Source organism: candidate division KSB1 bacterium (assembly GCA_034506255.1).
GTDB lineage: Bacteria > Zhuqueibacterota > Zhuqueibacteria > Zhuqueibacterales > Zhuqueibacteraceae > Coneutiohabitans > Coneutiohabitans thermophilus.
Genome location: JAPDPX010000004.1, coordinates 402,047 through 420,987, shown reverse-complemented (window position 1 = coordinate 420,987; position 18,941 = coordinate 402,047). Strand labels below are relative to the sequence as shown.

General features: G+C 59.6%; 11 protein-coding genes. 4 read left to right on the top strand and 7 right to left on the bottom strand.

The genetic code is table 11. The features are described 5' to 3' along the window. Positions 1-231 precede the first annotated feature (231 nt). The 4 genes from ONB52_10175 to ONB52_10160 all read left to right on the top strand — a co-directional run bounded on the left by ONB52_10175 (position 232) and on the right by ONB52_10160 (position 9,937). A complete protein-coding gene (locus tag ONB52_10175) occupies positions 232-1,092 on the top strand; it encodes a cation diffusion facilitator family transporter (GenBank protein MDZ7416502.1) in 861 nt (286 codons plus the stop codon). A gap of 445 nt (positions 1,093-1,537) precedes the next feature. Continuing rightward, the gene (locus ONB52_10170; GenBank protein ID MDZ7416501.1) at positions 1,538-2,665 is read left to right on the top strand and encodes a serine/threonine-protein phosphatase; all 1,128 of its coding nucleotides are present in this window, start codon (positions 1,538-1,540) and stop codon (positions 2,663-2,665) included. 5 nt (positions 2,666-2,670) lie between these two features. After that, complete coding sequence (locus ONB52_10165) at positions 2,671-6,594, top strand: hypothetical protein (protein MDZ7416500.1); 3,924 nt, start codon at positions 2,671-2,673, stop codon at positions 6,592-6,594. A 367-nt stretch (positions 6,595-6,961) separates the two neighbouring features. Beyond that, on the top strand, positions 6,962-9,937 hold the full coding sequence (locus tag ONB52_10160) for a response regulator (protein ID MDZ7416499.1): 2,976 nt from the start codon (positions 6,962-6,964) through the stop codon (positions 9,935-9,937). 310 nt (positions 9,938-10,247) lie between these two features. On the opposite strand, the gene ONB52_10155 is transcribed toward ONB52_10160, so the two are convergent. The 7 genes from ONB52_10155 to ONB52_10125 form a co-directional block, all read right to left on the bottom strand. Continuing rightward, positions 10,248-10,703, bottom strand: a complete 456-nt coding sequence (locus ONB52_10155) for a hypothetical protein (protein MDZ7416498.1) — start codon at positions 10,701-10,703, stop codon at positions 10,248-10,250. Between the two features lies 1 nt (position 10,704). Next, positions 10,705-11,775: a hypothetical protein gene (locus tag ONB52_10150; protein ID MDZ7416497.1), complete on the bottom strand. Its 1,071-nt coding sequence runs from the start codon at positions 11,773-11,775 to the stop codon at positions 10,705-10,707. 173 nt (positions 11,776-11,948) lie between these two features. Beyond that, positions 11,949-13,814, bottom strand: coding sequence for a tetratricopeptide repeat protein (locus ONB52_10145; protein ID MDZ7416496.1), 1,866 nt, complete (start codon positions 13,812-13,814; stop codon positions 11,949-11,951). A gap of 86 nt (positions 13,815-13,900) precedes the next feature. Continuing rightward, entirely contained in the window at positions 13,901-15,391 is a 1,491-nt protein-coding gene (locus ONB52_10140; protein MDZ7416495.1) for a hypothetical protein, read from the bottom strand. 78 nt (positions 15,392-15,469) lie between these two features. Beyond that, a complete protein-coding gene (locus ONB52_10135; GenBank protein ID MDZ7416494.1) occupies positions 15,470-15,811 on the bottom strand; it encodes a hypothetical protein in 342 nt (113 codons plus the stop codon). 1,102 nt (positions 15,812-16,913) lie between these two features. After that, the gene (locus ONB52_10130) at positions 16,914-18,719 is read right to left on the bottom strand and encodes an AAA family ATPase (GenBank protein MDZ7416493.1); all 1,806 of its coding nucleotides are present in this window, start codon (positions 18,717-18,719) and stop codon (positions 16,914-16,916) included. Continuing rightward, entirely contained in the window at positions 18,716-18,904 is a 189-nt protein-coding gene (locus ONB52_10125; GenBank protein MDZ7416492.1) for a hypothetical protein, read from the bottom strand. The genes ONB52_10130 and ONB52_10125 overlap by 4 nt, the downstream gene beginning before the upstream one ends. Between the last annotated feature and the right edge of the window lie 37 nt (positions 18,905-18,941).

The following is an 18,941-nucleotide window of genomic DNA, read 5'->3' as shown; positions in this document are numbered from 1 at the left end:
CTTTCCCGCCGGCGGTCATTTTTCTTTTTTGGAAAGAATGATTTTGATATCATTCGGGCACGTCTTTTATTAACGAGGGCATGGTGCGAAAGGCGGTTTGACCGGGCAACCGGTCATGGTTTTGCCCGCACGCCAGGCACAGTTTTGCCGCTGATGCAGCACACACAGCCGCGCAGCAAGATGATGAATCCACAACTGCACACTGCAATCCGAGATCGCGCTGGCCAGGGCATGCGCGCTGTCCTCACGGGCGTGCTGGTGAATGCCAGTTTGGCGATCGTAAAAATCATTTCCGGCGTAGTCGGCAATTCCTACGCACTGATCGCCGACGGCATCGAGTCCACGCTCGATATTTTCAGCACAACAGTGGTGTGGGGCGGATTGCAGATTGCGGCGCGGCCGCCGGATGCCAATCATCCTTTTGGCCACGGCAAAGCCGAGCCGCTGGCCGCCCTGGTGGTGGCGTTGGGACTGTTGGGCGCGGCCCTCGGCCTGGTGATTCAGAGCATTCGCGAGATTCTGACACCGCATCATGCCCCGGCACCGTTCACGCTGCTGGTGCTGCTGCTGGTGGTGGCGAGCAAGGAGCTGCTCTTTCGTTTTGTCTTGCGGGTGGGCGAGGCGATCAACAGCACGGCGGTGCGCTCCGATGCCTGGCATCATCGTTCCGATGTTCTCACCTCGCTGGCGGCATTCATCGGCATTGCCATTGCCTTGTTCGGCGGTCCCGGCTATGAGAGTGCCGACGATTGGGCCACGCTGCTGGCGTGTGCTGTCATCGGCGGCAATGGCGTCCGCCTGCTGCGCCAGGCCGTTCGTGAAGTCATGGACACCGCGCCTGCGCCTGCACTGGCGGCGAAAATTCGCGAGGTGAGTAAAAGCGTCCCCGGCGTGCTGGCGGTCGAAAAATGCCGTGTGCGCAAAAGCGGTTTGACATATCAGGTGGACATTCACATCGTCGTCGATGGCGAGGCCACGGTGCGTCACGGTCACGAAATCGCCCATGCCGTCAAGCATCACCTGTGTGCCGCCGGCCTGGATATCTTCGACGTCAATGTGCATGTTGAGCCGGGCAGCGTTGCCGCCGGCTGAGCCCCGCATCGCTTTCCCGCCGCAATTCACCGCAGGCTGCCGCCTTATGCCCCGCATCCCCTCGTTCTCCGGACCGTGCCGCAGAAGCAGGCGCGCCGCACAGTTGACCGCAGCGCGCCGCGCGGATGGCTGGCGGAGGATTCCCGCATTTGGGGGGTTGCGCCATGCCGCGCCGGCAGGAAGAGCTTGACTTTGCCGGCGCGGCTGTGTAGGTTCGCTCGCGATTTGCAGTCCTTCCCGCTGCACTTGCGGGTCGCTTGCGTATTGCTCTCAAGTGGCTTCACCTTCAGCCAGGGCGGGGCTTTCGCGACTGCGCAGAGGGCAGGAAGAATGACAATTTTGCGGTCACGGTCCGGCCGGCCCAGGAGGGCCGTCTCATTGCTTCATGCTTTCGGACGGATGCGAATTGGCCACGCTGCGCCGCAAACAACCGTCGCACACACGCATGCTCGAGCGCTCCCAATACGCCCTGCACAAATTCTATGAAATGTTCGCCAGCGGCCTGACCACCGCCGAGATCGAGCGGCTGATCAAGGTCGACATGCGCGGCATGTATGAATTTTACGCGCGCCACATGCCGCGACCCGCCACCCCGCAGAAACCGCTGCGCCGCCTGCTGCAATTCACCCGCAATCTTTTTCTCGCCTTTCTGCTGAAACTGACCCCGGCGCGGCGCCTGCTTTATGCCCTCTCTCTGCTTTTTGTGATCCTGGCTTTTTGGTATCGCGAATTGTCCTGGCTGTTCAACGCCTTTTTGGTGATGAACTTTTTGCTCGCACTCGAACTGGCCGACAAACTGGTGGCGAAAGACGAGCTGGCGGTGGCGCGCGAAATTCAATTGCGCCTGCTGCCGTGCAACCTGCTGCAGAGAGACGGCTTTACCGTGGTCGGGTTCAGCGATGCCGCGCTCAGCGTGGGCGGCGATTATTACGATTTCATCACCACGCCGGGGAGCGGCTGCCTGGTGATCATCGGCGATGTCTCCGGCAAAGGCATTCCCGCCGCGCTCTACACCGCCAAGGTGCAAACGCTGCTGCAAATCTTCGCGCGCGAATCACAGGACCCGCGCACGCTGCTGCTGCGGGTGAACGAGCATCTGCTGCGTGAACTCAAGCGCAGCTACTTTCTCACACTGGCGATCGTGCGGCTGCTGCCGCACGGCGGCCTGCAGTTTTGCCGTGCCGGCCACACGCCGGCGTTGCACTTCGATTCCCGGCGCCGGGATTGTTTCTGGCTGAAACCCGATGGTCTGGCCATTGGCCTGGCGGCAGAGCGGCGCACCGCTGCGACGGGCGAACCGCAAAGCAGCATTTTTCGCGACCATCTGCAGCTCGTGCAAACCGCGCTGGCGCCGGGTGATGTGCTGCTGCTGTACACGGATGGCGTGAGCGAGACCTGCGACCCCGACGGCCGGGAGTTCGGCGACGAGCGCCTGCGCCAGGTGCTGCTGCGCCACCCTCACGTCCCGGCCGAGACAATCAAAGACGCGCTGCTGCACGAGCTGACGCAGTTTCGACGCGGCGCCGATATGCGCGACGATACCACCTTTGTCATCATCAAACGCGACGCCTGATCACCATGTGGCAAAACCTGCGCACCAATCTGCGGCTGTCCTGGCGGCCCAACCTGATGGCCGCCCTGCCGGCCGCTGTGTTAACCACGGTGTTGAGCGCATGGTCTATCGACGGGGTGGGGCACTACGGCGTCTACGCCGGCCTGTTGCTCGGCCACTTCCTCTGCGCCTACCTGCTGCTCGAGCTGCTGTGGCTGCCGCTCACCTGGTGCCGCAAGCAACTGCTCTATCCCCGGTATGCCGCACTGCTGGCGCTGGTGCTGACCGTCCTGCTCACGGCCATTCTCTGCCTGATTTTTCCCCATGAGTTGTTTCGCAGACTGCTGGTGACGCGCACCAGCCCGCTGACCGTGCTGACGGGCGTGGCGCTGTTTCATGCGGCCATCGTCTACGTTTTTGTGCGCAACCTGCGCAACCTGCGTCTCGATACCGCCGCCGTGCTGCCGGGCCGGCGACGCTATCGCCTGCTCAAACGCGCATTGCACCGGCTGCAGCACAATCCCCAACTGCGCCGCGCCCTCAGTGAAATGCCACTGCGCTCACACCTGCTGCTGCCGCGCGTGCTGCTCGGCGCCGTGAGTTTTTTCATCGGCCTTTACCTCGTCGTGCTCTTCGAATGGTGGGCCGTTAATCTCGTCTTCGCGATTGGCCAGGCCGCGCATGCCGGTGACCTCACGCCCGCCGAGCTGTGCCGCCGCTGGCTGAATTGGGACAGCGGCAATCCGCTCTCGCTCCCCGCCCTGCTGCAGCCCTATCGCTTCCCGAACCTGCCCGAGCGTGTCGCGCAGGGTGAGATTGCGGGCCTGATCGGCGAGCGCCTGCCGCTGATCAGCATCACCCTGGCCGGTGCCTTTTTGCTGTTCCTCAACGGCATCATGCCGCTGCGCCTGATGAGCCTGATTTTGCCACCGGTGTGGCACAACGATGCGCTGTATTGCCGCCGGCTGCTGAGCGTGCCGGACTATGCCAGCCAGTTCTATCTCGCGGTGCTGGCGCAAAACCCCCTGTTCACGATCGCCGGACTGCTGGTGTGGCTGTTTCTGATCGCCATGCCGCTGATCGTTGACCTGGTGGGCAAGCCCTTGCTGCTGCAAGCCATGGTGGGTGCCGATCAAATCCTGTTCGCCTTCACCCTGCTCGCCGCCTGGGTCAGCCCGCTGGTGTATGCCGGCGTCTATGTCGACCGAACCTACACCACTTATTTCAACACCAAGCTGGCGAATCTCATCCTCGACATGCGCGGTCACCTCGTGATCTTCGGCTACGGCCATCTCGGCCAGCGCGTGGTCGACCGCGAGCTGCTGAAAATCCGCCGCCAGGCGGCCGGCGACCGCCGCACACGCTTCGAGAAGATCATCACGCCCGAGCTCGATCTGGAGGAATTGTGCCCCGCTTTCATGATCGTCGACCGCGACCTGAGCAAACTGCTGTTCTCCGCGCAGAATGATTTTCTCGGCAATTTCGGCGTGGTGGCGGCGCTGGAAGAGCGGTACGCGACGGCGGCCGTGCCTGGGAGCCGCCTGCTCAGCCACCGCCGCCGCATTCTGGTGCCCATCGTGCAGGGTGATGTCACCGAGCCCTTCACCATGTCGCGGGTGAATTTCGAGCGTGCGGGCTTTCTCATCAGCACCGTTTCGCAGGAGGAACGCATTCGCGAGGTGTTCGATCGCGCGACAGCCGCCGGCTTGCGCGCGATCATTTGCGTCAGCCGCAGCGATCAAATGGTGAATTTGACCTACAAAGCCACGCGCTTTCCCCTCACCTTTGTCTATCCCAAACAGGATACCGGCGTGGCGCTCGGCCAGCGCTTGCTTGCGGCGGTGCTGAAGGTGCTGCCGCACTTGCCCGCCGGCCGCACTCCCCGCATCCTGGTGGTGGGCCGGAACAAGGCCAATCATTACATGCTCGAAACGTTGTGGCATGCCTGGCCGGGCGCGGACCTCACCAAAAAAGCCGCGGTTTTCTCGGAGATGCTGCGCTTCATCGTCACCGGCAGCGAGTCGGTTGATCCGCTGCCACGGCTGGCGCAGGACACCGGCGAACCCGACCGAGCGGCTTTCATCCCGGCACCCGGCGGCAGGCAGACTTCCTTCAACTGGTGGTGGCGCTGCAACTATCTCACCGGCACGCGCTACCACACCCCGCCGGACACACAACGACCGCTCTACTTTCCCGTGCCCACCTGCCTGCAAAGCAATGAATCCGGCATTCTCGAGCATTGCCTGCATGAGTTCCAGCCCGACATCGTGGTGATCAACGATGATGAAATCGACAAGTCGCACATGTACTTTCTGAAGCTGCTCAACAGCCTGGAGCGCTTCAAATTCGGCCATGCAAACTACCGCCTGCCCCTGATCCTGATGGGCGGCGCACACGGTGATGACACAGCGCGCAAAGACATCGGGGATGCCTTTCAACTCTATGACGCCCTGGCCCGGCTTTATCGCGAGCCGCCCGCGCCCGGACATCCACGGTATGCTTACTTCCGCCGCCAGCCGCCACGCCGCCTGCTCGGCGACAGCGCCCAGGATGCGCTCGCCGACACCGAAGAAATCATCTCGGGCATTCGCGACAATTGGGAACTGGCAGCGGAGGTGCCGGTGAGTATGCTCGCCAACCGGCATGCCGGGGTGCAGCCGAGCTGGGGGGAATCCATCGAATTGAATGCCTGCCTGCCCAATTTGCCCATCGCCCTGCCGGATTTGTGCAGCCGGCTGGCGGGACTCAGGTGCACAGCCACTGCAGAGGCGCCGCTGCGCAAAATTCTTCCCGCCGGCAGCACAACGATCAGCCGGCCCGTGTTTCATTACCTGCGCCATCTCAAACTCGCCGTTGCCGGCCGCGGCTTCGGCTTGAGCGGCTATGCGGATTTGCACACCAGCACACTGGCCGAGCTGCAGCAAGAGCAGGAGCAAGGCAGCCTCTTCGCCACGCGCGCCTACGCCAGCGACGGCCACGATTATCGCACGGAAACGGCCGCCTCTGCGGAGTGGGCCAATCTGCCGGTGCCGCGACTGTTGCAGTTGGCCACCGGCAACCCGCAGCCACAGCTCGCCACGAAGACTTTTCTCGAACTGCTCCTGGGCGACGAAACGGGTGACACCGCCGGTCCGAACTTCTGCCCCGGCATGACCAATTGTCCCATCGCTTCTTACCAGCATTACATCGTCGCCTCCAATCGCAGCGCCCTGGCCGATTGGCGCGAGCGCGGCCAAAATCATGTGCTGCAACATGCCCCACATTACAGTTGCGCATCCGGCCCTGGCAGCCGCCCAGCCCCGCCGCCCTATGCCCAAGACCTGCCGCGCTATGCCCGCATTTTCTGCTGCTGTCATGCCAAACGCAACGACCCCGGCTTGATCGCCCTGGTGCTCAATCTGCTCAATTTCCGGCAATTTGCCGGATTGCTGAACCGCCACCGCGCCGAATCTGCCGCCGCGCAGGAATGGTTGCTCAATCTGGAATACTTCAAAAACATGACCTGTCACAATCGCCGCTTCGGGCTCTGCCGGGTGTTCGGCGTGCGGCGCTACCTGCAGGATTTGCTGCATGACAACCACTGGTCCCTGGCGGAATATGAACACCGGCTGCACCGCATACTGCCGCTCTCTCTGCTGCAAATCATGCCGGTCGGCAGCCCGGAAAATGCGGCCGCCTGGTTCGACTACAGCGTGGCCCTCTATCGCCTGCTCTGGGTGATTGCGCCCGGACGTTTTCGTCTGGATTGGTGGGATCAAACACAACGCCGCTGGCAGCGTCACAGCCTGCACCCGGAGACCGGAGAGTATCCCATCGTGATTCAGATCAGCAACCGTCAGCACCGCACCCGCCGGCAATTGCGCGAACAGGGCTGCTGTGAATATTGCCGCGTCGCAGATCCCCAGCTCGAACTCGGCTGCGCTGCGCAACGGCCCTGGCTGGCAGAATGAGCGGAAATTGCCTGACAACAAGAGACTGACAGAACAGTTGATTCTCTTTTCTTTTTGCCTGAGAAAGGGCGCTCAGCCACTCCGGCCCATCAAACACCATCCTTCCAAACTCTGTCGATCCAATCCTGTTCTGCATGAGGGGAGGCACACTGCGACTGCGATGCCTCAAACCACCACTCCCTTGCATCCTGTCATTGCTCTCTCCTCCCGCTTCACGGCCTGACGGCAGGCCAGGCTGACACTTGCAGTGGATACGCGGGAAGTTTTGCCGCACGCCCGAACCGGGCAAGCGCAATTGTGCGCCACTGCGGCTATTCTACCTCAGGAACATCCCCTGGCTTGGTTCACGCATTCGCATCCTTGTGCCATGCTGCTTCTGCACATCCCCTTCGTTCTGCTGGTGATTGCTCTTGGCGTCGGCAGCGCCATGCTGATTCTGCGCCGCCGGCATGTCGTGGCACTTCGCCAGCACGCCCGCGAGCTGGCACACAGCGAGGCCAATCTCCTGGCCCTGATCGAAAACTCCCACGACTCGGTTTGGTCGGTGGACCGCAACTTTACCCTGCTCACCGCGAACTCCACCTTCCGCCGGCATTTTCACCAGGCCTTCGGGGTGGAGCTGCACAAAGGCATGAACCTGCTCGCAGTGGTCCCACCGGAGCTGGCGCAAACCTGGCGGGCCCTCTACGAGCGCGCCCTGGCCGGCGAGCATTTTACCGTGGAACAACACTACGATTTTGCCGATTCCTGCTGTGATTGCGAAATCTCCTTCAATCCCATCCGGGGGCCCGCTGGCGACATCACCGGGGTGTCGGTGTTTGGACGCGACATCACCGAACGCAACCGCGACCGGCAGGCGCTGCTGGAAAGCGAAGAACGCTATCGCAGCCTGGTGGATCTTTCCCCCGAAACGGTGCTCGTCCTCAGCGCCGGTAATGTGGTCTATGTCAACGACGCCGGCGCCCGAATGTTTGGCGCAGGCAGTCCGCAGGAAATGGTGGGGCGCTCCCTCCATGCTTATTTGCATCCCGATTGCTGGGAGAAGCTGAATTGCCGCCTCATCCGAACCCCCGGCGCCGGACAGATCGCCGAGCTGATCGAAGAGAGCATTGTGCGCCATGATGGTCGTGTCATTGAAGCGGAAATCGTGGCCGTAACCATCACGTTTCAGGGCCGGCCCGCCAGCCAGGTGCTCATTCGCGACATCACCGAGCGCAAACGCGCGGAACGGCTGCTCACCGGCCAGAAGCACATCCTCGAACTGATCGCACGCGGCAGGCCCCTGCCCGAAGTGCTGCGCGCGCTGACACAATTCGTTGAAGCCCGGGTCCCGGATTCCTGCTGCGCCGTCATGCGTTATGACGCCCAGCGTGACTGTCTGCACCTGGGCGCGGGACCCAACCTGCCGGCCACGCTGGCGGCGGCGCTGGACGGCATGCCCATCAACCCCACGCACGGCGTATGTGCCGCCGCTGTCTTTCACAAAAAACAAATCATCTCCGCCAAACTCACCGCCGCCGGCCTGCCCGAGTCCACCTCCGGCACCCCGCCCTCCCCTGCCTCCGCCAATGGCAGACGCGCGGCCCACGCCTGCTGGTCCACTCCCATTCTCACGGCCAACGGTGAAGTGTTGGGCACGCTCGATCTCTACTTCGCCGCACCGCAGCCACCCACACCCGGCGATTTTGAATTGATCGAAATCGCCGCCCAGCTCGCCGAGATTGCCCTGGAACGCGAGCGCGCCCGGGAACAATTGCATCAGGCCAAGGAAATGGCGGAGATTGCCAGCCGCACCAAGAGCCAGTTCGTCGCCAATATGAGCCACGAAATCCGCACGCCCATGAATGGCATCCTCGGCATGACCGAACTCGCGCTGGAGACCAATCTCACTGCCGAGCAGCGCGAATACCTGCACCTCGTCAAGGACTCCGCCGAAGCCCTGATGGTGCTGCTCAACGACATCCTCGATTTCTCCAAAATCGAAGCCGGCAAACTCGAACTCGAACCGATTGACTTTCACCTGCGCGAGACCCTGGGCGATACGATCGCGCCGCTCGGCTTGCGCGCCCATCAAAAAGGCCTGGAGCTGATCTGTCACATTTTGCCCGAAGTGCCGGATGTGCTGATCGGCGATCCCGGCCGGCTGCGTCAAATCATCGTCAACCTGGTTGGCAACGCCATCAAATTCACTGAAACCGGCGAAATCGTCGTCACCGTGGCCGCCCGGCAACTCACTCCCACCAGCGCACTCCTGCAATTCAGCGTGGCCGACACCGGCATCGGCATCCCCGCAGACAAACACGAAATCATTTTCGCGCCTTTCACCCAGGGTGACAACTCCACCACCCGCCGGTTCGGTGGCACCGGCCTGGGCCTCGCCATTTGCACCCAGCTCGTTGCGCTCATGGGCGGCAAAATCTGGGTCGAAAGTGAAGTCGGGCGCGGCAGCGTGTTTCATTTCACCGCCGCCTTTCAACTGCCTGAGCACCAACTCGCCGACCCCTTCGCCGGCCTCGCCGAGCTGGCAGGCGTGCCGGTGCTGATCGTCGAAGACAATGCCACCCTGCGTCAAGTGCTCACCGCCACGCTGCGCGACTGGGGATTGCAGCCACTGGCGGTGGCCTCCAGCCAGGCCGCACAACTCGCATGCAATCGTTCCCGCACTGCCGGCCAGCCGTTCAGCCTGGCGGTGATCGACACCGCACTCGACGACCTCGACGGTTTTGCGCTGGCAGCGCGCCTCATTGAAACCACCGGCTGGTCCGGCACCGTCATCATGCTGCTCTCGCCCGCGCGGCTGCACGCCCAGGCCGTCCGCTGCCGTGAGCTGGGTATCCGCCATTACCTCACCAAACCGGTCAAACTCACCGATCTCGCCGAAGCCCTGCTCACCAGCCACCGCCAGCTCGCGGAAAACGCCGGCAGCCGGCAGACGCGTCACCCCGCCCGCGAGCCCGGCCGGCTGCACATTCTGATTGCCGAAGATGATGAAATCAACCAGCGGCTCGCCGCCCGCCTGCTGGAAAAATGCGGCCACACCGTGGTGACCGTCGGCAACGGCAACGACGCCGTCGCCGCCTTTCGCAATGAACGCTTCGATTTGATCCTGATGGACATTCAAATGCCGGCACTCGGCGGCTTCGAAGCCATCTTCGCCATTCGCGAGCTGGAAAAACTCACCGGTGGCCGCACGCCCATCGTTGCGGTCACCGCCTATGCCATGAAAGGCGACCGCGAGCGCTGCCTCGCTGCCGGCGTCGATGCCTACATTTCAAAACCTCTGCATGTGCAGGAACTGATGAATCTCATTGCCAGACTCACGCCCGTGGCAATGATTCCCTGAGCGCCACCCGGCGGGCGGAACGGAGGGAGAAGTGTGTATCAGGAAGGCGGAAACGCGGGAACTGTCAGCTTGTGAATGATGCACGAACGGCACGAACCACAGGGGCCTGCGGGGTGTGCTGCTTCGCTCATGGAGGCAACCAGCACAATGCCACTGCCTTTTGAAACGCGGATTGATATCGGCAGGCATGCCGCCTTGAACCAGCCGCATTGATTTGCGGCAGCCGGCGGGCAGGGCGTTTCCCGCATTCCCGACGACGGTGTCATCCGCCGGCCTGTTGGTGAGACATTTTTGCACCTGCTGTCGCGAGCTACTTTTTTTTGACGATTTTGACCACCTTCACGCCGAAGGCGGCAGGCGGTTTGGTGTGCGTGTCCCACCTCAGCACGGCAATGGCATGGGGCGCTTTGCCGACTAAGACGGCCAGCTCGAGCAGGTTCTCACTGAGCAGCGGCTTCTTCTTTCTTTTGCCGGAAAGGAGCAGTTGCATCCACTCTCTTTGAAAAGTGCCGTCATCGGTCCGGGCCAGCTCTTTGATGATGCGGTCATAGCTCTGCTTCTGCAAACCGACCAGCTCGAAGCGATGGTCCTTGCCGCGCAAGGCGTGGCTCAACTCGGCCTCGCTCAGGGAATCGACTTTGGCGCTGGCGTGAACGATCACCACCAGTGGAGGCTCCGGTTGGGTGGAATCTTGTGCCGCCACCGGTGGGCCGCCAAACAGCAGCGCCGTCGCAATCAAACAAATTGTCAAGATTGTTCTTTTCATATCAAAACCCCGCGGCAATGGAGGCGACAAACAATTCATGGGAATTGAAACCGGCGGCCTGGCCGCGGCGGAAATGGTTTTCCACTTTCACGAAGACATCCCGCGTGATGCCGATGTTGAGGCCGGCGGTGACTTCCGACTCGGCATCGTTGGCGGCAGCGGTGTCCCGATCGTAACGGTCATAGCGGAGGAAGGGATAAAAGCGGCCCGCCAGCGACAAGCTGCCTTGCAGATAATACCCCACGGCCTTGCGATGCGAACCGGTTTTCTTCAGGCTCTCATTTAGCCGGTCGAATTGATTCAGCGAAGTTTCGCTTTGCAGTTGCAGCTTGCCGAGATTCAGCTCGATATCACCCGCGAGTAATTGCTGCAGGCTGTGCGCCGCATTGCCATTTTGCCCCCGATAAAAAGAGGCGCCGATTTTGATTTTTTCCAGAGCGTCGGCGTAGCGCAAGCGGAAGCCGGCCGCCTTGTTGGCATTGTCATCCGCCTCGTAGGGGCTGGCGCCGGGGCCGTTGGCTACAAACGCCCAATATTCCACATTGCCAGTGGTGAGGGGGAAATTGCCATTGACCTGCACACCGGCAAGATATTTGGGATAGACGCGCTCGTTTTTGCCCACGGCGTTGGGATGTTTATCATACAGCGAAAACGGCAGCTTGGTGAACAGATAAGTCACGCTGAAATCGTGGATGAGATTGTAAATCCCATAGGGCGTCAAAAATTTGCCGACCACGAGATTGTGATTCTTGCTGAGCCGGAGTTGCAGTTGGCCGCGCTCGAGGTTGATCTCGCCGACGCCCTCACCCCCGGCGTGCTCGATGCCGTGTTCGTACTCGATCTCCGCCAGCGCCACGGCGCGCTCGGAAATGTTGAAGGTGGTGACGATATTGAAACGCTGCACGTCGAAATCACTGATTTTGCCGGCGGCGTCTTTGTTGTCGACCTCGAACTGAGCGTCAAAGTAGCCGTGCAGCTCATAAAAATTCAAATTCTCCAGCCCCATTTCACCGAATTCGAATGCCGGTTCCGGAAGCGTATCGCTCGCGGCAGCGAGCGAGAAGGGAGGCATTGGGGCGAAGTCACTCCTGTCGGACGCCTCATGACGCGCACTGGTTTGTGCTGACACGGCACTGCCGGTTAGCACCATTGCCAAAGCCACCACAAAACGGCGGCAGATGACAATTAGAGATGAATGACGCATAGGTGAAATTCCTTCTTTTAAATTTTGCACCAACTTTCTCCTTATGCCCTGCCTTGTGCCTGCTTTCGTTTTTCGGCTTGCAGCGCGCTCTCCAGCACTTTGATGGCATCGGAATCCGTCCGGCCTTCCCGCAAGTAATTTTGCCCGACAACGGAGGTGATCTCATCGCGGTTTTTGATGGCCAGATTCAATTGCAGCACCGTTTTAAAGACTTTCAGGGCTTTTTCATCAGTGCGGCCCAGAAGCAGATAGACATTCGCCAGGGCAGGATAAAGCTTCATCCGGTACGGATGGCGTGCCAATAGGCCTTCGTAAAGCAATGCCGCCGCGGCATAGTTGCCGCGCAAAAGGTGTATCCGTGCCCGCGTCGTTGGCAAAAACAAGACCAGGCCAAGCGCCAGCACAAAGGCAACCAGGAGGCCGCCGAGATAAAGGGTGTAAGCGCCGCCGGCCTGCCGGGTCGTGGTCGCTTCTGCCGGTTCAAACGTGTAAAGATTTGCCCGTGCCTGCGCCAGGTAGTCGGCAGCGTCGCGATAATTGGGCTGCAACAACTGGAGTTTCTCAAAATTGATTACCGCTTGCATCCAATCTTTTTGGGCAAACGCGGCCAGACCCGCCTGGTAGAGGGAATCCAGACGCGCGGTCGCGGCAGCGTCCGCCGTTGCTTCGGCGTTCAGCGCGGTTTTTTGCCGGAGAGCATTCTTCACGTCCGCCAGCAGCGCTGCCGTATCCCGATAATTCGGATTGATTGTGTGCACCTTTTCGAAAGCCGCCCGCGCCGCGTCAAGCTCGTTGCGATTGAAGGCCGCGATACCCTCGGCATAATAGCGCGCCACGATGGTCTCGGTGCTTTCGCGATCCAATCCGCTCTGCGCTTCGGCGAGGCGCTTGCGCGCTTCGAGAAAGTTGGGATCCAGCTCCAAAATTTTTTCAAAAATGAGGATGGCGCGCGTCCAATTGCGGGCTTTGAGGGCAGTCATGCCGTTGGCATATTCTGCGTCGACTTTTTCCCTGAGTCGTTTTTGTTCCAGTTGTTGACGGAGCGCGTCCAAGCTGGCCTGGACATCTTTGTAAGTCGCGTCCTGCCGCATCAGATTTTCGTAGTTGGCAATGGCCTGTTCCAATCTGCCCTCGGCGGCGTACCGTTGTGCCTGTTCATACAGGGCGGCGAGCGTCATTTTCGTGGTCTCGACGCTTAACAGCGAATCCAGTTCCGCGATTTTTGCTTCGACATCCCTGTAACCGGCCTTTTGGGCGCGCAGCTGCTCCAACAGGAGTTTGGCCTCTCTAAGATTGCCGCGCGCCCTGGCTTTCTCCGCCGCAGCGTAGAGTTTTTGCAATGCCATCTCAGTTTCGGCCAATTGCCTTACTTTGCTGAAATGTTCGCGATTGTTGGGAGCGAGTTTCTCGCCTGCCTGCAATTCCGCCACCGCCTCCTCATACTGCCCCTGCTCATAAAGCAGCCGGCCCAGCTCCAACGAAGCCAGAGCCCGCATCGCGGGATCGACTTCCAGTTCCTTCGCCCGGTTCAGCGACTCTTCACAGTATTTCAGCTTTCCCAGGCGTTTGTAGGTCATTGCCATCTCGATGAGAATTTTCAATTTTGTGGCATCGTCCGTTTCCGGCCGGGCCGCGTAAGCCTTGCGCAAGTAAAGCTCGGCGTTTGCGTCATCCCCCTGCTGTTTGTATGCCAGCCCCAGGTTGTATAGTGCCTCGACAAAAAGCGGATCAAACTGGATCGCGCGTTGATAGGCCTGAATTTTTTTCTGGGGATCCTTCTCCAGCCGGGCGGCTTTGAACCAGTTCAGGGCGGTGGGATTGGCCGATTGGGCTGTCGCATCTGTCGCTGCCCAGGGAACAAATATGGCGAAAGCCAGCGCAGTTGCAACATGGCGAAAACTGCTCATAACTTCCTCCACGTGGAATGTGGGTCGTGACTTTTAAATTTTGTTTTTCCGCAAACCATGCGGCATCACGCCGAAATGCACCATCATCAAAATGTCATCTCCAACTGGCTGGACAAATGCAATTTGCCCTTGTCAAACCCTTCGTGGAACATGCGGCCAAATTCGACCACCGTCCAGCGGAATTGCGGATGAATGTAATACCGCAGCCCGTGAAAAACCTTGTAGGCGGGATTTTCAATGGTGGCGCCGTCGGCGAGGAAACGCCACGTTTCATACAGCCCGTACAAGTGCAATTTGGGAGTCAACAAATAATCGAACTGGACATAAGCTGCCCGGGAGGAAACCGTATTGAAATCAAAATTCGTCGCAAAGGTGGTGTTGACTCTGTTGTTCTTCTGCAGCACCGCCTCGCCCGACAGCAAGAGACGATTCGTCGATACCTGCCAGTCCAATCCAAAGGCGACCTTGCGATTCACTGCAAACTCTGCGAGATAGGAGGAGAAACCGGCGCTGAAGCGCCGGCCGGAAAAACCAAACCGCCCGACAAAATCCTTTCCATTGTCGAAGTCCTCACGACTCAGCGACGAGGTACGGCCCTGCCGGCCGTGCACCAAGGCAGCTTTCAGGTCTAATCCGCCGGGAAACACTTTTTCCACCAAAATACCCAAGTCGATCTTTTTCAATGCGAACCCATTGACCAGCACGTTGTTTTTGGTGGAGGAAAAATTGCGGTGGGAGGTGTAGTCCGACCAAATTCCAAAGGGCAGCCGGATTTGCCCGACGGTCAAAGCCACGCCGCTTTTGCCGATATTGTGTATTTTGAGATAAAGTTGCTCGAATGGAATCACCTCATCACTTTCGGGGGCCGCCAGCCGCAACGTATCGCTGATGCCATTTCTGGAAATGGCAATTTCCTCAATTTGATGAATGACCTCCTCCGGCACTGGATTGAATTCCGCGAGGATGCCCAGGTTGGTACCCTCGTCGCGGGAGTTCAATTGTGTGGCAAAGTAAATACGGACCTGGTTGAGTTCCAACAGGTGATGATAGCTGCCGTCCGGCTCCTGATGGTATTCCAATTCTCCCACGACAAAGCCACCGACATGCATTTGCGCCGATTCGGCTTTATCGCTCACTTTTGGCGCTGGCGCAGCGGTTTGCCGCACAAATCCCGACTTTTTGAACTCCGTCACCAATTCCAGGCCGATGGTCTCGATGCTTTGCCCCCGCCCCAGGCGCTCCACGATGAAGTCAATCATGATTTCCGGATCCAGTGTCACGCTCTTGCCGGCGCCGATGAAATTCAAATCCAGATAATTGGTCAGTGGCAGCAAATAACTTCCCTCCATCGCACCAATGCCCTTGCTGATTTCCGTGTCGGTCCGCAGCAGAACTTCAAAATCAACCGATCGCAAAATGGCGTTGACTTCGCTCATGGTCGAGGCGGTGCGGCGGCCGCCCTGCTGCCCTTCCGATTCGGCTGCCAGCACCGTCAAATTGGAAAAACTCAAAAGACAGAAAATGCCTGCAAGCGTGAAACATGCGAAGTCCCGGTAACGGCAAATCATTTTTCTCATGACAAACATCTCCCTTGTGATTGCGTGCGAAACAACTGAGATGATTGAAAACATTGTCAGCCGCCTGTCACGCCGTCGTCATAAACTTTTGATCATTGTCAAACCACCCTGCCTGTCTTCTGCAGCATGCTTGCCGCGAATTTCCCCTCTTGTTGCAGTTTGTACCCGGCTCCTGTGAGATTTGTGATTGGGACGGATTCCCGGTTTGTCCAGCGCGGCGCTGCCGGTCGGGGGATAATTGTTCGGCGTGCACGCAATCATCTTTGAACTTTGTCCTTCCGGCCGGGTTTTGCCGGGCGCTTGATCAAAAGCGGAGCAACCTTGATCGTTTTCGGATATGCGGCAATTTTTTATTCCGGCGTCGTCCTCTTTGCGGGCCAATTGAAACCAGATGACGATCCGGAATTTCTGTGATTGCACCCGGAGTCATGCTGCTGTCACCGACAGCAAAAGTGCCGCACACCATCCTGAAAAATGCGGCTGGAATTTCCCAATACATCTCAGCCGCAAAGTTTTGCAGCATGCAATTTCTGACCCCAAGAGGCAGCGACTATCAGCTTTTCAGCGACAGACTCCTGCACGCAGATTTTTTTACGATTCACAGGTGTAGCAGCCGGACACGGGGAATGACCATGACAATTACCCGGCTGTATCAAAAGAAAGTTTTTGCCATACTCCACATGGCAAATCCAGGTCAGGCAAGCCTATGCTGATGTTACCGGCCGACGGCACCAGTGAGAGCAACGGGAACCCCACAACCGGCGGCCGTTCCATGAACGAGCATCTGATTTTCTATACTGGCATTGCGCGTAAGTGCAGAGGCCATTTCAGCAAAAATAGGAATCCCAACAAAATAGGAATCCTAACGCGGGGAAGGCTGTGAAAAGCGAAGTATTGAGGGCATGTCGGCACACTGCAAGCCATGACCTGATTTCATGAGCGGTATTCACTCCGACCCTTGCCCGCGGCACCGCCTGGCACACAACGGGGCCGGGGCAGGCGCGGCGGAGGGCGTGCAAGTGCACCTGTTTGCTCGCTCCGACCGGCTGCAGTGTGAGTTTTGGGGATACAGGGGAATGAGAATGAAGGTGTGAGATTTCAAATTTCTATTACTGCTGCTGTCTCGTCGTGAAAAAAGATGGCACTGGGGAGAGCGTTTGCTGTGTCACAGCCGCCCAAAACAAATCTCCGGGAAATGGCATCTTGAGCCTGCACGAACTCTCATTTGCGACGGCAATGCCGCTCGCACAGGCTTCCGGCCTGCAACAGACAGCATGTCTGCGTTAGATTGTCATCGTGGGGGGGCACACAGACATGCCCGTTATCCTGAAAACATCATCCTGACCGTGAAGATTGGCAGGACACGGGGAGATTACCGCGGATAAAATCGGTGTGAATCGGCAGCGCTCAGTGTCCGGAAAATTCGGTTGTGACCGCGTGCCGCGCCAGGGGTGAGCCGCACCGATCAGCAGGCGACCGCCAATTCTTTTTGCCTTGCGGCACTTCACGTCCAAAGACGACACTACGAGCTCAAATCAATTCGTCTGGCATTGGCAAACTGCTCCGCAAAGCCGCGATCGCCGGTGAAAATGATGATTTGCTTTTCGGGAAGCAGGCGCAAAAAATAATCACGCAGCCGCCCGCGCCGCGTTTCGTCGAGAAGCAGGGTGGGATCGTCGAGCAGCAGGAAATCCGCGCCCGGCATCAGGCGCGAGAGCGCAATTTTCATGCTGAGATAAAGAATTGTCTTCTCGCTGCCGGAAAGCGTGGGCAAAGCCCTGCCGTCGACATCGGGCAGCAGTTGCGACTTTTCCAAATCGATTTTCTGCGGCTGGGCGCGAAAGCAGCCGAAGTTTTGCAGGCAGGCCGCGATTTCGGCATCGGCTTTTTTCAACGAGATGCCGACAACGGATTGCACCGTGCGCGCAACAGCTTCGGCGGCCCATTCGCTCAACCGGCGGTGGCGGGTGACGCTTTCCACCTGGCGGTTGGCCGACATAATCGCCTGATGGCGCTGCTCGTACAGCATCTGCTGGCGTTCCAGTTCGGCCAGTTGGCGGCGAAGGGCTTCCAATTCTTGTTGCAATTGCCCGCGGGTTTCGTCAGCGGGAGAGGGCGGCGCCAGCGTTGCCAACCTGGCCTCCCAGGTTTGCAATTCCTCCTGCGCCAGGGCAATTTCCGCCTCGAGTTGTTGCCATCGCTGCAGCCGTTGCTCGAGTTCGGCCTGCTTGCGGGCCAGCTCGTCCAGCAAGCACACGGTTTCGCGCGCTTCATGCTCTTTGGCTGCAGCATACTCGCGTTCGCGCGCAAGGGCCTCGTGTTTGGTGCGATAGTCGGCCAGCAGCTTTTCGACCGTCGCCGGCGCGAGTGGTTGCTGACATGTGGGACACGTTTCGCGGCCCTGCCAGCCTTGCAGAGCCGCCACCAATTCCTCGACCTGCCGAAGCCGGCCCGTCAGCGCGATGCGCAACTCGGTGCGGCTTTCCAGCTCGCGCAGTGCAGCGTCGCGCTGTGACAAGTGCTGCATGCTTTGTTGCAAGAGCGCGGCCAGTTCGTCGCGCTGGGTGAAGCCGGCGCGCACCGACTCGAGTTGCTGCTGCAAATGCGCGAGCCGTGTTTGCGCCGCCGCCCTGGCCTGTTCCCAGCTCCGGCGCAGCCGTTCGTCGGGCCCCGTCGCCGGCGTGGTTTCCGGGAAAGCCTGAAGGCGCGCTTCCACTTTTGCCACGGCACTTTTCGCCACCTGCAATTCAACGGCACGATCCGCCAGGCCCTCCAGCCGCAGGCTCTCCTGCAAGCCGGTCGCGGTTCTCTCGCGGCGTTTGGCCAGCCGCCGCACTTGAATGAAAAGCTCCTGCACCTGCAGCAGCGACTCGACGCCGAGCAATTGATTCAGCAACTCGCGGCGGCTGGCCGGTGTTTGCACGAGAAATTCGCCCAGCTCATCTTCGTGCAGGAAACACCCCAGGCGCCACTGCTGAAAATTGAGCGCGGGCAGGAAATCTGCGCCCTCGTCACAACGCTGCCATTTTTCATGATCAGCCTGCTCAATCTGCAGATCGCCTCTGGTGGAACGGTAGAGTCGAAATCTTTTTTGTTGGTGCTGGTAGAACAACCCCACGGTGCCGCTGGCGGCATTCGCACTCGCCAGTGCCGGCGGCTTGAGGCCGGTGGTGAGCGCCCTGCCAGTGAGGGCAAAATACACGGCCCTGGCCAGAGTCGTTTTGCCGGAGAAATTCGCGCCGTAAAAAACGGTCAAACCGCCCAGCTCGAATTGGCGCAGCTCGCGATGGGGCCCGAGATTTTTGACGATGATTTTTTCGAGCGTCATGCTCTTTCCCCCGTGAGCAATGCGTACAGCAGGGTTGCGGAAAGGGAGGGATTTTCCAAGGCCAGGGCGAAGGCGCGGCATACGCGCTCTTCTTCTTCAGGGGTAAAACGGCGGGCATACTTTTGCGTTTTGGCCAGGTCGCGCAGCTTTTCGCGGAAAAGACCTGTCAGGTCGTCGGGAACCATGACACCCCCTTGCTTTGGTTGCGGTTGCCAGGCAGAC